This is a genomic window from Mesorhizobium sp. M7A.F.Ce.TU.012.03.2.1, from assembly GCF_004006095.1.
GTDB lineage: Bacteria > Pseudomonadota > Alphaproteobacteria > Rhizobiales > Rhizobiaceae > Mesorhizobium.
Map to the genome: position 1 here is coordinate 4,748,338 of NZ_CP034779.1, position 13,334 is coordinate 4,761,671.

At 61.9% G+C, this 13,334-nt stretch carries 13 protein-coding genes; 11 read left to right on the forward strand and 2 right to left on the reverse strand.

What is annotated here, in order from left to right; translation table 11 throughout:
- The first annotated feature begins 356 nt into the window (after positions 1-356).
- From EJ079_RS23350 to EJ079_RS23390, 9 genes are all read left to right on the forward strand, one after another.
- Complete coding sequence (locus EJ079_RS23350) at positions 357-1,619, forward strand: N-acetylmuramoyl-L-alanine amidase (protein WP_127810295.1); 1,263 nt, start codon at positions 357-359, stop codon at positions 1,617-1,619.
- Between the two features lies 1 nt (position 1,620).
- Positions 1,621-1,803 (forward strand): hypothetical protein, encoded by a 183-nt coding sequence (locus EJ079_RS23355; protein WP_127323273.1) that lies wholly within the window; start codon positions 1,621-1,623, stop codon positions 1,801-1,803.
- A gap of 30 nt (positions 1,804-1,833) precedes the next feature.
- The gene (locus EJ079_RS23360; RefSeq protein WP_027039214.1) at positions 1,834-4,290 is read left to right on the forward strand and encodes a penicillin-binding protein 1A; all 2,457 of its coding nucleotides are present in this window, start codon (positions 1,834-1,836) and stop codon (positions 4,288-4,290) included.
- Between the two features lie 118 nt (positions 4,291-4,408).
- Positions 4,409-5,540, forward strand: a protein-coding gene (gene prfB, locus EJ079_RS23365) for a peptide chain release factor 2 (RefSeq protein WP_127272597.1) whose coding sequence is annotated in 2 segments (ribosomal slippage) — positions 4,409-4,474 and positions 4,476-5,540 — 1,131 coding nt in all. Because the reading frame shifts where the segments join, the coding sequence is not laid out codon by codon here.
- A 79-nt stretch (positions 5,541-5,619) separates the two neighbouring features.
- Positions 5,620-6,039 (forward strand): GFA family protein, encoded by a 420-nt coding sequence (locus EJ079_RS23370; RefSeq protein ID WP_127810296.1) that lies wholly within the window; start codon positions 5,620-5,622, stop codon positions 6,037-6,039.
- A 286-nt stretch (positions 6,040-6,325) separates the two neighbouring features.
- Positions 6,326-6,703 (forward strand): hypothetical protein, encoded by a 378-nt coding sequence (locus EJ079_RS23375; protein ID WP_023812122.1) that lies wholly within the window; start codon positions 6,326-6,328, stop codon positions 6,701-6,703.
- A gap of 158 nt (positions 6,704-6,861) precedes the next feature.
- Entirely contained in the window at positions 6,862-7,230 is a 369-nt protein-coding gene (locus EJ079_RS23380; RefSeq protein WP_024503891.1) for a GFA family protein, read from the forward strand.
- Between the two features lie 176 nt (positions 7,231-7,406).
- Positions 7,407-8,057 carry an OmpA family protein gene (locus tag EJ079_RS23385; RefSeq protein ID WP_013531371.1) on the forward strand — a complete coding sequence of 217 codons (651 nt, stop codon included), beginning with the start codon at positions 7,407-7,409 and terminating at the stop codon, positions 8,055-8,057.
- Between the two features lie 225 nt (positions 8,058-8,282).
- Positions 8,283-8,888, forward strand: coding sequence for a hypothetical protein (locus EJ079_RS23390; RefSeq protein WP_127330776.1), 606 nt, complete (start codon positions 8,283-8,285; stop codon positions 8,886-8,888).
- A gap of 74 nt (positions 8,889-8,962) precedes the next feature.
- Here the strand turns inward: EJ079_RS23390 and EJ079_RS23395 are convergent, their stop codons facing one another.
- Positions 8,963-10,549 carry a DEAD/DEAH box helicase gene (locus EJ079_RS23395; protein WP_164781703.1) on the reverse strand — a complete coding sequence of 529 codons (1,587 nt, stop codon included), beginning with the start codon at positions 10,547-10,549 and terminating at the stop codon, positions 8,963-8,965.
- Positions 10,550-10,751: 202 nt separating this feature from the next.
- Entirely contained in the window at positions 10,752-11,525 is a 774-nt protein-coding gene (locus tag EJ079_RS23400; RefSeq protein WP_023812117.1) for an NAD kinase, read from the reverse strand.
- A 290-nt stretch (positions 11,526-11,815) separates the two neighbouring features.
- On the opposite strand from EJ079_RS23400, the gene EJ079_RS33405 reads away from it, so the two are divergent.
- Together EJ079_RS33405 and EJ079_RS23405 are read left to right on the forward strand one after the other, a co-directional pair.
- The gene (locus EJ079_RS33405) at positions 11,816-11,980 is read left to right on the forward strand and encodes a hypothetical protein (protein WP_164748845.1); all 165 of its coding nucleotides are present in this window, start codon (positions 11,816-11,818) and stop codon (positions 11,978-11,980) included.
- 274 nt (positions 11,981-12,254) lie between these two features.
- Positions 12,255-13,226, forward strand: a complete 972-nt coding sequence (locus tag EJ079_RS23405; RefSeq protein ID WP_127810297.1) for an NAD-dependent epimerase/dehydratase family protein — start codon at positions 12,255-12,257, stop codon at positions 13,224-13,226.
- Positions 13,227-13,334 lie beyond the last annotated feature (108 nt).

Here is a 13,334-nt window from a genome sequence, read left to right on the forward strand (position 1 = left end):
TCCCCCGCCACGGGAGCACGCCTGCGAAATTCGTCGCGATCACCTGAACCCTTTTCGCCTAAAGCGAAAGGAGCCGCCTTTACGTCTGACCCTGTAGCAAGAAGCTGCGGAGGAGGGCGGTTCCAGGATTGCAGTGATCCACCATCGCTTTTATGATTTGGCGGGGTGGAAGGCAACCCCGATTTCCGATGCCGGCAAAAAGCCGTTCCGTAGCGTAAGCCAACTTGCCGCCCTTGCATGAAAAGGCTTGGTTAACCTTCTCTGGATACCAATCGTTAATCGAGTTCGCGGCCTAACCGGCATTTCGACGAAACGACCCGGCGCCGGGCGCCAAACCGGGAGCGACTGGAAGAGAGATGGGATTGGCGGACTTCACAGACAAGGGATGTCGTGTCGGCGGCCGGATCCTGGCCGCTTTCTGCCTCTTGCTGCTGCTGGCGGTCTCATCTGCCTTGTCCTCAAAAGCCAATGCCGCCGACGCTCCGCTCGTGGCAAAAGGTTACAAGATGGCTGGCGATGCCACCAAGATGCGCATCGTCATGGACTTCGATCGCGAACCCGATATCAAATGGTTCCTGCTGCGCGGTCCCAACCGCCTTGTCATCGATCTCGCGAATACGAGATTCGCCGTTGATGCCAAGGATTTGAAGGCGCGGGGCCTGGTCAAGGGCGTGCGTCTGGGCGCGCTTAGCGAGGGCGTTTCGCGGCTGATCCTCACCGGCAAGGGACCCTTTGCCGTCAACAAGCTCGACGTGCTCAAGAACGAGGACAGAACCGGCTACCGCATTGCCATCGACATGTCGGCGGCATCCGAGCGCGAATTCGACGTGGCGCTGGCCAACCAGGCGCTGACCACCGGATCGACCGTTTCGACCGACAAGGGAGGGCGGGTCGGCACCGGACCGGTTTCCAATCCGGGTCATCGGTTCACCGTCGTCATCGATCCCGGCCATGGCGGCATCGACGGCGGTGCCGAGGGCCTGAACGGCACCATCGAGAAGAATGTCACGCTGGCCTTCGCCACGGAGCTGCGCGACAAACTCGCAGCCGTTGGCAATTATGATGTGTTCATGACGCGCGACACAGACGAATTCCTGCGTCTTGATGACCGCGTGCGCATCGCCCGTCAGCATGAGGCCGACCTGCTTATTTCGATCCATGCCGACACGATCAGCGTCAAGGGCATTCGCGGCGCCACCGTCTACACCGTCTCCGACAAGGCCTCGGACCCCGAGGCGCAGGCGCTCGCCGACCGAGAAAACCTCTCCGATCAGTTCGCCGGCATGGAAATCAAGAACGACAACAAGGAAGTCACCGACATCCTGATCGACCTGATCCGCCGCGAAACGCACAATTTCTCGATGAGTTTCGCCCACACGCTGGTTGGCCAGTTGTCGACCAGCGTCGGCCTCATCAACAATCCGCAGCGTTCGGCGGGCTTCAAGGTGCTCAAGGCACCCGACGTGCCGTCGGTGCTGGTCGAACTCGGTTATCTCTCGAACGCCAAGGACGAGGCGCAGTTGCTCAACGCCGACTGGCGCGGCAAGGCGGCCCAGAGCATAACCAACGCCGTCGCGCTGTTCGCGTCGGCCAAGGCCGGACCGGGAACCGGAGGTTGACATGACCGGCGGCGCCTGCAACCAGAGGCGGCGTTGCGCGACGACAACACCCAATGCTTTTTATTTCCGGCTCGCGACCGCGAAATCAGGCATTGCCGTATTTTGTCCACATGGCGGCGACAAGGGTTTTCGATTACGGATTGGGACCGGCTCGAAAGCTTGCGCGAAAGGCGGCTTCGTTTAGGAAATTCCCGAACCAAGGACTGGAGCGGGTATGATTCGTCTCATTGGCTATTTTTTCGGCATCGGCACGACGCTGGCCCTTCTGGTCGCGGCGGGCGTTGCGATCTACATCGGCCATTTGTCGAAAGATCTGCCCGATTACGAGGTGCTGGCGAAATACGAGCCGCCGGTGACCACCCGCATCCATGCGTCTGACGGCGCGCTGATGGCGGAATACGCGCGCGAACGGCGCCTGTATTTGCCGATCCAGGCCATACCGGACCGCGTCAAGGCGGCCTTCCTGTCGGCCGAAGACAAGAATTTCTACAATCACCCAGGCATCGATGTGACCGGCCTCGGCCGCGCCATCATCGTCAACCTGCAGAATCTCGGCTCGGGCCGGCGTCAGGTCGGCGCCTCGACGATTACCCAGCAGGTGGCGAAGAACTTCCTGTTGTCCTCGGACCAGACCTACGAGCGCAAGATCAAGGAGATGATCCTCGCCTTCCGCATCGAGCAGGCCTATCCCAAGGATCGCATTCTCGAGCTCTACCTCAACGAAATCTTCTTCGGTTTCGGCGCCTATGGCGTCGCCGGTGCGGCGCTGACCTATTTCGACAAGTCGGTCAACGAACTGTCCGTGGCCGAGGCCGCCTACCTGGCCTCGCTGCCCAAGGGGCCGAACAATTACCACCCTTTCAAGCATGCCGATCGCGCGATCGAGCGCCGCAACTGGGTCATCGACCAGATGGTCGAGAACGGCTACGTCACGCGTGAGGAAGGCAACAAGGCCAAGGCCGAGCCGTTGGGCGTGACGCCGCGCCGCAGCGGCACCTATCTGTTTGCCGGCGAGTACTTCACCGAAGAGGTGCGCCGCCAGATCATCGCCCGCTACGGCGAGAACGCGCTTTACGAAGGCGGCCTCTCCGTCCGCACCACGCTCGATCCGAAGATCCAGCTCATTGCCCGCAAATCGATGCAGAACGGGTTGATGAAATACGACACGCTGCGCGGCTATCGCGGGCCGGTAACATCGATCGACGTGTCGGGCGACTGGGGCGTGCCGCTTGGCGCCGTCAAGGGGCTGGAGGATGTTCCCGAATGGTCGCTCGCCGTCGTGCTCGACAGTTCGGCGACCGGGCTGTCGATCGGCCTGCAGCCCGCACGGCAGGCGTCGGGCGAGATTGTCAAGGAGCGCGTCGAAGGCACCGTCAGCAAGGAGGACATGGGTTTTGCCATGCGCCATGTGGTTGCCGGCAAGACCGTCAAGGCCAAGTCGCCGGCGGAGGTGCTGAAGCCGGGCGACGTCATCTTCGTGCAGAAAAACGATGGTGCCGATGGCGCCTACAGCCTGCGCCAGGTGCCCGAAGTGGAAGGCGGCCTGATCGCCATGGACCCGCACACCGGCCGCGTGCTGGCCATGGTCGGCGGTTTCTCCTATGCGCAGTCCGAATTCAACCGTGCCACGCAAGCCATGCGCCAGCCGGGCTCTTCGTTCAAGCCGATCGTCTATTCGGCCGCACTCGACAATGGCTATACGCCGGCCTCGGTGATCATGGACGGGCCGATCACGATCCAGAGCGGTAACACCAGCTGGACGCCCAAGAACTATGACGGCACCGTCGCCGGTCCGGCGACCCTGCGCTCCGGCATCGAGAAGTCGCGCAACCTGATGACGGTGCGGCTTGCCAATGACATGGGGATGAAGCTGGTCGTCGAATATGCCGAGCGCTTCGGTGTCTACGACCATCTGGCACCCTATCTACCGATGGCGCTGGGTTCCGGCGAAACCACCGTGATGCGCATGGTGTCGGCCTATTCGATCATGGCCAATGGCGGCAAGTCGATCAAACCGTCGCTCATCGACCGCATCCAGGACCGCTACGGCAAGACGGTGTTCAAGCAGGACGAACGTGGCTGCCAGGGCTGCAATGCGCCCGAATGGCAGAACCAGCCGGAGCCGGAACTCGTCGACAATTCCGAGCAGGTGCTCGATCCGATGACGGCCTACCAGATCACCTCGATGATGGAAGGTGTCGTGCAGCGCGGCACCGGCGCCACCATCAGTGAACTCGGCCGTCACATCGCCGGCAAGACCGGAACGACCAACGACGAAAAGGATGCCTGGTTCATCGGTTACACGCCCAACCTCGTCGTCGGCCTCTACATGGGCTACGACACGCCGCGCGGCCTCGGCCATGGCGCCACCGGTGGTGGCCTCGCGGCCCCGATCTTCAAGGACTTCATGCGGGTGGCGCTGGACGGCACGCCCAATGTCGACTTCAAGGTGCCCGAAGGCATGAACCTTGTCGCCATCAACCGCAAGACCGGCATGCGTGCCGCATCGGGCGATCCGGGCACCATCATCGAAGCCTTCAAGCCGGGTACCGGTCCCGCCGACAGCTATTGGGTCATCGGCATGGGCGCCGACGGCTCCAATGCCACCGGTGGCGCGTTGTCACCGCAGGCCAACCAGGCCATCCAGTCCGGCGGCGGCGGCCTCTACTGACGATTTTCATGAGCGGATGGGCTGGCCTTGGCGCCAGCCCATTTTGCTTTACAGCCGGCGGCGGCCTGCCTATGTATCGCGCCGACCGACTTCAGCAAACAGGACAGAACAGCCAGCCATGCGCGCGGAAACGCAGAATATTGTCGACGAGATCAGGCAGGCGATAACCCTGCTGAGGAGGCATCTTTGACTGGGATCAGGCCATAAAGCGGCTTGAATACCTCAATGTGCGCGCCGAGGACGCCAGCCTCTGGAACGAGCCGCTGGAAGCGCAGAAGCTGATGCGCGAGCGCCAGGGCCTCGAAGAGGGCATCGCCTCGGTGAAAGGTCTGACGCAGGCGCTGGAAGACAATATCGGCCTGATCGAGCTCGGCGAGGAAGAGCGCGACGAGGGGGTCATTGCCGAGGCCGAAGCCGCGATCCGCTCGATGCAAGGCGAAGCGAAGGCCCGCCAGGTAGAGACGTTGCTGTCGGGTGAAGCAGATTCCAACGACACCTATCTCGAAATCCATGCCGGTGCCGGCGGCACCGAAAGCCAGGACTGGGCCTCGATGCTGCTGCGCATGTACACGCGCTGGGCCGAGCGTCGTCGCTTCAAGGTCGAAGTGCTGGAAATGCATGACGGCGAAGAGGCCGGCATCAAGTCGGCCACGTTGATGATCAAAGGCCACAATGCCTATGGCTGGATGAAGACGGAATCGGGCGTTCATCGCCTGGTGCGTATTTCGCCCTATGACAGCAATGCGCGCCGGCATACGTCCTTCGCCAGCGTCTGGGTCTATCCGGTCATCGACGACACAATCGAGATCGACGTCTCGGAATCCGATGTCCGCATCGATACTTATCGCTCGTCCGGCTCGGGCGGCCAGCACGTCAACACCACCGATTCGGCGGTGCGCATCACGCATCTGGCCACCGGCATTGCGGTCGCCTGCCAGGCCGAACGTTCGCAGCACAAGAACAAGGCCAAGGCCTGGGAGATGCTGCGCTCGCGCCTTTACGAGGAAGAGCTGAAGAAGCGCGAGGCAGTTGCAAACGCCACCGAAGCGTCGAAGAGCGATATAGGCTGGGGTCACCAGATACGCTCCTATGTGCTGCAGCCCTACCAGCTGGTGAAGGATCTCCGCACCGGCGTCGAGAGCACCAGCCCGTCGAGCGTGCTCGATGGCGACCTCGACGATTTCATGGAAGCCTCGTTGTCGCAGCGCATCGAAGGCGGTGCGGGCGAAGCCGTAGCAGACCTGGATTAGGATATGTCCATGTTCAGGTGAGGCTAGCCTGACCTCAATCTGAACATATCCCTGCGCACCACAGCGACGGAGGAGAGGATTGGCGAGCAAGCTCACCGGAAAGTGCTTTTGCGGCGCGGTTCACTACGAGGTCGCCGACGAATTCCTCTATGCCGCGAATTGCCATTGTTCGGACTGCCGGCGCACCACCGGTTCGGCCTTCAAGCCTTTCGCCGGTATCGAGCGTGAAAAGCTTGTCCTCACCGAAGGCGGGGACAAGCTCCTGATCTTTGGCGACGAAAGCGGCCATAACGCGCATTGCGGCCGGTGCGGCTCCTTGCTTTATTCGCTGGTGCGCGACGGCGCCTACGTCCATGTCGCCATGGGAACGCTCGTCGACGACCCGTCCATCCGCCCGACTGAGCACATCTTCGTCGGTTCGAAGGCGGGCTGGTTCACCATCACCGATGACCTGCCGCAGTATCAAGAGCACGTGATTGCCGGCTCTGACCAGCAATAGGCTGGAACCACAGCGGGCCAATTCCGTTTATTCGACGCCCGTTTGCCGGGAATTGACCTTGGCCTCATCTCGTCGGCGGTAGCGGATACCTGACGTTTATAGAACGACGTCGGGAATGCATCTTCTTGCGCCGACCAAGGAATCAGCCCAGCATCCAAACGCTGGGAGAGAAAAAGCATTTATGGCCGGACGCGGCATATCTGCGACCCGACGATCCGGCCACTGGGAAGATACGTTCCGGGAACGGGCAAGCGAAACGCTTGAGCTCGTTTGAAAGGAACGCGTCATGTCTGCTGCCACACTCAGATCGGCCAATGCCGTTCAACCGGCTGGCCGACTTTTGTTTTCCCTGTTCGCGATCGGCGCTATGGCAATGCTGACGGCACCTGCCTTCGCGCATGACGCCACGCCCACGGCGGCAAAGCCACAGGGCTGGAGTTATCCGTTCGCATGCTGCGCCAACTATGATTGTCGCACGACCCATACAGGCGAAGTGCTGGAGAAACCCGAGGGCTATGTCATCGCCGGAACGGGTGAGATCGTTCCAATGACCGACAAGCGTGTCAAGGACAGCCCGGACGGCGAGTTCCATTGGTGTGCGCACCAAGCGGGCCTCGACGCCGGCAAGACAATCTGCCTGTTCGTGCCGCCGCGCTCTTATTGACGACAGGACGGCGGTCGGACGTCCGCGGTCGCGTGTGACCGGGGCCGCAGGCCGGGTTTGCGCGGTTCGGGTGATGCCTGCTGACGGACAGTTGTCAGGAGCACCTCTTTATGCTGCCTTTGCCGCACAGGGTGGCGGGCGACAGGAGGAGTTCGTTGATGACCATCAAGGCAAGCTGTCATTGCAAGGCGACGACATTCGAGGTTTCGCAGGCACCGCAGACGGTGACGCAATGCACCTGTTCTTTCTGCTCGAAGCGCGGCTCGCTCTGGGCCTACTACGTGCCTTCGCAATTCAAGCTCACCAGCCCGATGGAGAACGTCTCTTTCTACCGCTGGGGATCGAAAACCGTAAAGCACGGTTTTTGCGCCACCTGCGGCTGCGGCACCTTTACCGAAACGCCGGACTGGTCGACCGGCGAGCCGGATTTCGACAATCCCAAGATCAGCGTCAACTCGCGACTGTTCGACGATTTCGATCTCGACAAGGTCGAAGTGGTGGTCATAGACGGCAAGAACCTCTGGTAGCCTGATCCACATCGTTCTGGCACGGCGATGCGGCGCCACCACCGGGTACTGGTCTCCCGGGAAAAGCCGTGAGCGGCGCTTTTGCCGTTCCGCTTTTCGCCGCAATTCGTGGTACAAGTCGCGGGAAGGGCTGATTTGGCGCCACCGCAAGGCGTGACTTGGAGAGGGACCATCATATGAAAAAGACTGTGCTCGTCGTCGTGGCGACGGCTGTGCTCGTGAGCGCCTGCACCACCACCGATCCGTATACGGGCGACCAGAAGATTTCCAACACGGCGGCCGGCGCCGGCCTTGGTGCCCTGGCGGGTGCAAGCCTTGGCCTGCTTGCCGGCGGCAATGACCGCCGCAACGCACTGATCGGCGCCGGCATCGGCGCGCTGGCCGGCGGCGCCATCGGCGCCACCATGGACCAGAACGAGGCCGAACTGCGCCGGCAGCTCGAGGGCACCGGTGTCAGTGTCACCCGCAGCGGCGACCAGATCATCCTCAACATGCCGTCCGACATCACCTTCAACTCGGATCAGGATGCGGTGAAGCCCGGCTTCTACCAGGTCCTGAACTCTGTCGCGCTGGTGCTGAAGAAGTTCAAGCAGACCACGGTCGACGTGTTCGGCCACACCGATTCGACCGGTGGCGACCAGCACAATTTCGATCTGTCGCAGCGTCGTGCTTTGGCGGTGGCGAACTATCTGTCCGGTCAGGGCGTGGATCAGCGGCGCTTCGCAGTCACCGGCTTCGGCAAGACGCGCCCGGTCGCGTCCAATGCCACGGCCGAAGGTCGCGCCCAGAACCGCCGCGTCGAGATCCAGCTTTCGCCGCTCACCTGACTTGTACGGCAAACCAATGCGAAACGGCTCCCATGGGGGCCGTTTTTGTTTGAGCGGATATAGCGTTGTTTAATTAGCTGTTGCTAAAATGTATCTTTCCCGCAGCTATGGAAAGGAATAGCATCATCGCTGTTCCTGAGGGGATGAGGCGGTGTCACTGGCCGCGCAATCAGCATTTTTCCGCCTCGGTCTTGCACGGCCAGATCAGAAATCTGGGAGGAATGCATGACAAGAACAGCCAGCCTTGGGCGCTGCGGCGTCCTCGTTTTGACAGGTTTGGTAGGCGCGTGGCTGAACGTTGCTTCGGCTCGGGCCGAGGACGCCAACAAGGCCGACATCGAAGCCTTGAAGAAGTCGCTCGCCAAATATGAGGATTACACCGCTGCCGTCCGCGACCTCTATCTGTCGACCGTCGGCTGCGTCCACTACAGCGGAGAAAAGATACCGGGCGCGATGGACTACCCGAAGGGCGCCATGGGCATCCACTTCGTCAATGTCCCGAGTGTCGGCCAGAAACTCGATCCGATGAGGCCGAACGTGCTGATCTACGAGCCGACCAAGGAAGGCCTGAAGTTGGTCGGAGTGGAATGGCTGGTGCCGCTGACGCCGGACACCAAGGAGCCGCCCAAGCTGTTTGGCCAAACCTTCATGGGACCTATGGAGGGGCACTACCCTCTCATCCCGAAGGAGTTCGTCCATTACGACCTTCATGCCTGGCTCGGGGACAATCCGAACGGCATGTTCAGCCCGACGAACCCGAACGTGAAATGCAACGAGGCCGAGTTTCCGATGCTGGAAAAACCGACCAAGATGATGCCTGGGCCGATGTAACGGGCGAGCCAGGCTGAAAGAGCTTTGCCGAGAAGGCAAGCCCGATGGCTTGCTTGCTTTCGAAGCGGTCGGGATCAGACCTTGGCGACGATCCGCATGAAGGCCGGCATGTCGTCGCCGAAGCCAACGGTGGAATCATTGTCTTCCTGGTGGCGTTGGCGGGCAGGGCGGCTGTTGTCACGCTGCGGCCGGGTGTCGCCGCGTTCGGGTGCGCGCTGTTCATTGCGATCGGATGATTTGCGCTCGGTGTTTTCCGAACGGATCGCTTCCTTGCGCGAACGCCGTTCGCCGATGTCGGCGGCTGCGGCCTCGGCCACCGGCTGATCCTCGCGGACTGTTTCCGGTGCGGCATCTTCGCTGCGCTTGGCGTGGCGTTCGCGCGGTTTGCGCTCGCCGCTCTTCTCCCTGCTGCGGTCGTCGTCCTTGCGTCCGGCACGGCGCGGTGCGCCCTTGCCACGGCGCGGAGCATCGTCCTCGCCTTCGCTGGCAACCACCGTCGACAAGTCGCCGTCATGCCACTCGATCTTGTTGCCGATCAGACGTTCGATGGCATCGATGTATTTGGTGTCAGATTTGGTCGCGATGGTGAAGGATTTTCCGGAGCGTCCGGCGCGTCCGGTGCGGCCGATACGGTGGACATAGTCCTCGGCGTGGATCGGCACGTCATAGTTGAAGACATGGCTGACATCGGGGATGTCGAGGCCGCGCGCGGCAACGTCGGAAGCGACGAGGTAGCGCAGCTTGCCGTCGCGGAAATTGGCCAGCATCTGCATGCGCGCGCGCTGGTCCATGTCGCCATGCAGCGCACCGGCGTCGAAATCATGCTTCAGCAGCGAGCGGAACAGCTCCGACACTTCGACCTTGCGGTTGCAGAAGATGATGGCGTTCTTCAGTTCGGCGTCTTCGGCCTTGATCAGATTGCGCAGCGTCTCGCGCTTGTCCCACGGCTTGGAGCCTGATTTGACCAGCCGCTGGATGATGTTGGTGGCGGCGGATGCTGCCTTCGAAACCTCGACGCGGACCGGCGCGTGCAGGAACTTTTCGGTGAGCTTGGTGATTTCGGGCGGCATCGTCGCCGAAAAGAACAGCGTCTGCCTGGTGAACGGGATCATTTCGCAGATGCGCTCGATGTCGGGAATGAAGCCCATGTCGAGCATGCGGTCCGCTTCGTCGATGACGAGGATCTCGACGCCGTTGAGCAACAGCTTGCCGCGCTCGCGGTGATCGAGCAGGCGGCCGGGTGTCGCGATCAGCACGTCGGCGCCACGCTCCAGCTTCTTGTCCTGTTCGTCGAACGACACGCCGCCGATCAGAAGCGCGATGTTGAGCTTGTGGTTCTTGCCGTATTTGACGAAGTTTTCCTCGACCTGAGCAGCGAGCTCGCGCGTCGGCTCCAGAATGAGCGTGCGCGGCATGCGAGCGCGGGCGCGGCCCTTTTCCAGCCTTGTGAGCATCGGCAACACGAAGGAGGCCGTCTTGCCGGTGCCGGTCTGGGCAATGCCCAGCACGTCCTTGCCCAGCAGGGCATGCGGAATGGCGCCCGCCTGGATCGGCGTCGGCTCGGTGTAGCCGGCGTCGGTGACTGCGGAAAGGACCTTCGGCGACAGGCCGAGGTCTGAAAAGGTCAACGCTTCTGGAGCGGTCGTGGTGTCTGAGGACAAGTGTTGTTGTCTTTGGCTGGTTCGGGGAAGCGCAACGGCGTCTAATGGCGTCTGTCGCGGCAAGCGCCACGCGCCTGCAAGATTGGTATTGCAATTAGGAGCAAGCCCTCGATTTGTCAACAGAAACGGGCAGCAATGGCACGATTGTGAAGTTGTAACCTTAATCGGGATGCTTAATCGACCTGTCGGTCGCAGCGCCGGCTCAATAGCGGAACTGTTCGGCGAGAATACGCTCGTTCCAGGAATGATTGGGATCGAACAGCAACGTTGCTGTCGCCGTTGGTGATTCTCGCACCGTCACCGAGGTCACGGCCTTGACCTCGGTATGGTCGGCGGCGGCGTTCACCGGGCGCTTTTCCGGCTCGCGGATGTCGAAGCGCACGGTCGCCTTGTTGGAGAGCAGCGCGCCGCGCCAGCGGCGCGGGCGAAACGGGCTGACCGGGGTCAGCGCCAGCAGCGGTGCGTCGAGCGGCAGGATCGGTCCATGCGCCGAAAGATTGTAGGCGGTGGACCCGGCCGGGGTTGCGATCATGACGCCGTCGCAGTTCAGTTCCTCAAGCCGGACCTGTTCGTCGACGGTGATGCGGATCTTGGCCGTCTGGTACGACTGGCGCCACAGCGCCACCTCGTTGATCGCCAGTGCTGAAATCGTTTCGCCTTCCGAGGTCACGGCCAGCATCTCCAGCGGGCGGATCGTTTCGGCGACGGCGGCCTCGAGACGCTCGGTGAGGCCACCGGAACGATACTCGTTCATCAGGAAGCCGATGGTGCCACGGTTCATGCCGTAGACCTTCTTGCCGGTCCCCATCGTGTCGCGCAGGGTCTGCAGCAGGAAACCGTCACCCCCAAGCGCAACGACGATCCCGGCCTCCTCGACGGAAGACTGGCCATAGCGCGCCGACAGGCTTTCCAGCGCCGTCTTGGCGTCAGCGGTGTCGGACGAGACGAAGGCGATGCGGCTGGCGGCTTTGCTCATGGCTCCCCGATGACGACCGATTGGCAGCGGCCCGTTGCTGGGCCGCGCCAGCGCCGGGGTAGCATGGGCGGGGTATGTCTGCAAAGGGAGGTGCCATCCGGGATGGCAACGCCATCCCGGATGGTACGGCCATGCCGGTCGGCGGATGCGGGCATGCCGTTCGCGTATCATGTCAAAGGCTAAGCGAATGTGATGGTTAAGACGGGCCTTAAAGTCTCGTAAAGCCGGATCGGTCATGTTAGCCGGCAGTGGATGGGTGGCGTGGGGGCTAGCCAGTCGAGGCCGACATATTGCCGGTAACACGCCTGATCATCGTCTTCCTGATGCTGGGAAGCTTCGCGCTGCTCTTTGCCGAACTGGTGCGCCAGTCCGAAGAGACGAGCTTCCGGCCGCAGCCCACGGCGTCGCGCTGTGGTGATGCAGCCGGGGCGCCATGCCCGCAAAGGGCGCTGTAGCCCTGAAATGTCCTGATCATCCTCGCGATGACGGGCAGCATCGGCGGTCGCTTCGATGCGCGACATCGCGCGGCAGTTTCTCTGCTTAACAGCAGAGGCCGGTCGGCCGCCGCACGTTCCACTTGTGAAGGCTTGCTGTTTGCACTCGCGGCGCTTGGCGGTGTAGATGGGTGCATCGATTGGCGGAAAGGCTTTTGGGTAGCTCGCATCCGCTGTTGTTGGGAAACAAGCCCTGGGCTCGTTGACTGGCCGATGTCTGGAGCGGGGGTTTTCCATGTCACGCAGCGTGTTGATCTCTGGCGGCTGCGGTTTCCTGGGCTCGCATCTGGTCGACCGTCTGTTGCGGCGAAGCGATGTGGAAAAGCTGGTCGTCGTCGACAATCTTTGGACCGGGACGCGAGACAACATCGCGCATGTCGCCGATCCGCGTTTCGATCTGCAGATTGCCGACGCCGAAAGCTTTTCATCCCTTCAGCGCTTCGATGAGATCATCCATCTCGCGTCGCCGGCGTCGCCGCTTTGGTACATGCGCGAGCCGGTACGCACGATCAAGGCCAATATCGGCGGCGCGCTCAATCTCCTGACGCTGCTCAAGCCCGGCGGTCGCTTCTGCTTCGCCTCGACCTCGGAAGTCTACGGCGACCCCCTGGTTTCACCGCAACCCGAGAGTTACAGGGGATCGGTGGACTGCACCGGTCCCAGGGCTTCCTATGATGAAAGCAAGCGCTGCACAGAGGCATTGCTGTTCGAGCAGCAGCGGGTCGGCGGGCTCGACATTCGCGTCGTCAGGATATTCAACACATATGGGCCACGAACCCGCATCGACGACGGACGCGCCGTCTCGAATTTTGCCATCCAGGCACTGACAACCGGGGTTCTGACGGTTTATGGCGACGGCTCCCAATCGCGCAGTTGGGGTTATGTCGACGACACCGTCGAGGGGCTGGAACGTTACTTCTGGCGCGACGGCGTCTCGCATCGCGGTCCTCTGAACATTGGCAACGACCACGAGGTTTCGGTCCTGCGCATCGCGGAATTCGTAAGATCGCTTGTCCCCGGCAGCCGCATCGAGCACCACCCTCCAGCTCCCCAGGATCCGACAAATCGGTGTCCGGACCTGACTTTGGCGAGGCATGTCCTTCCTGGCTGGGAAGCGAGGACGAGCTATCAGGAAGGCATCGGGCGCACCTTCGATTGGTTCCGCCAGCGAATTGCGGCCGCGAGCATTTCGGCCTCCACGGCCTGACGCGTCCGGTATCGCGGCTAAACCTCTTTCTGCCTGCTCACTCAGTCACCATCTCATCGGGCGCATCGTCAATCGCCGAGCAATGGCCGTACCCGCGGAAAGATATTG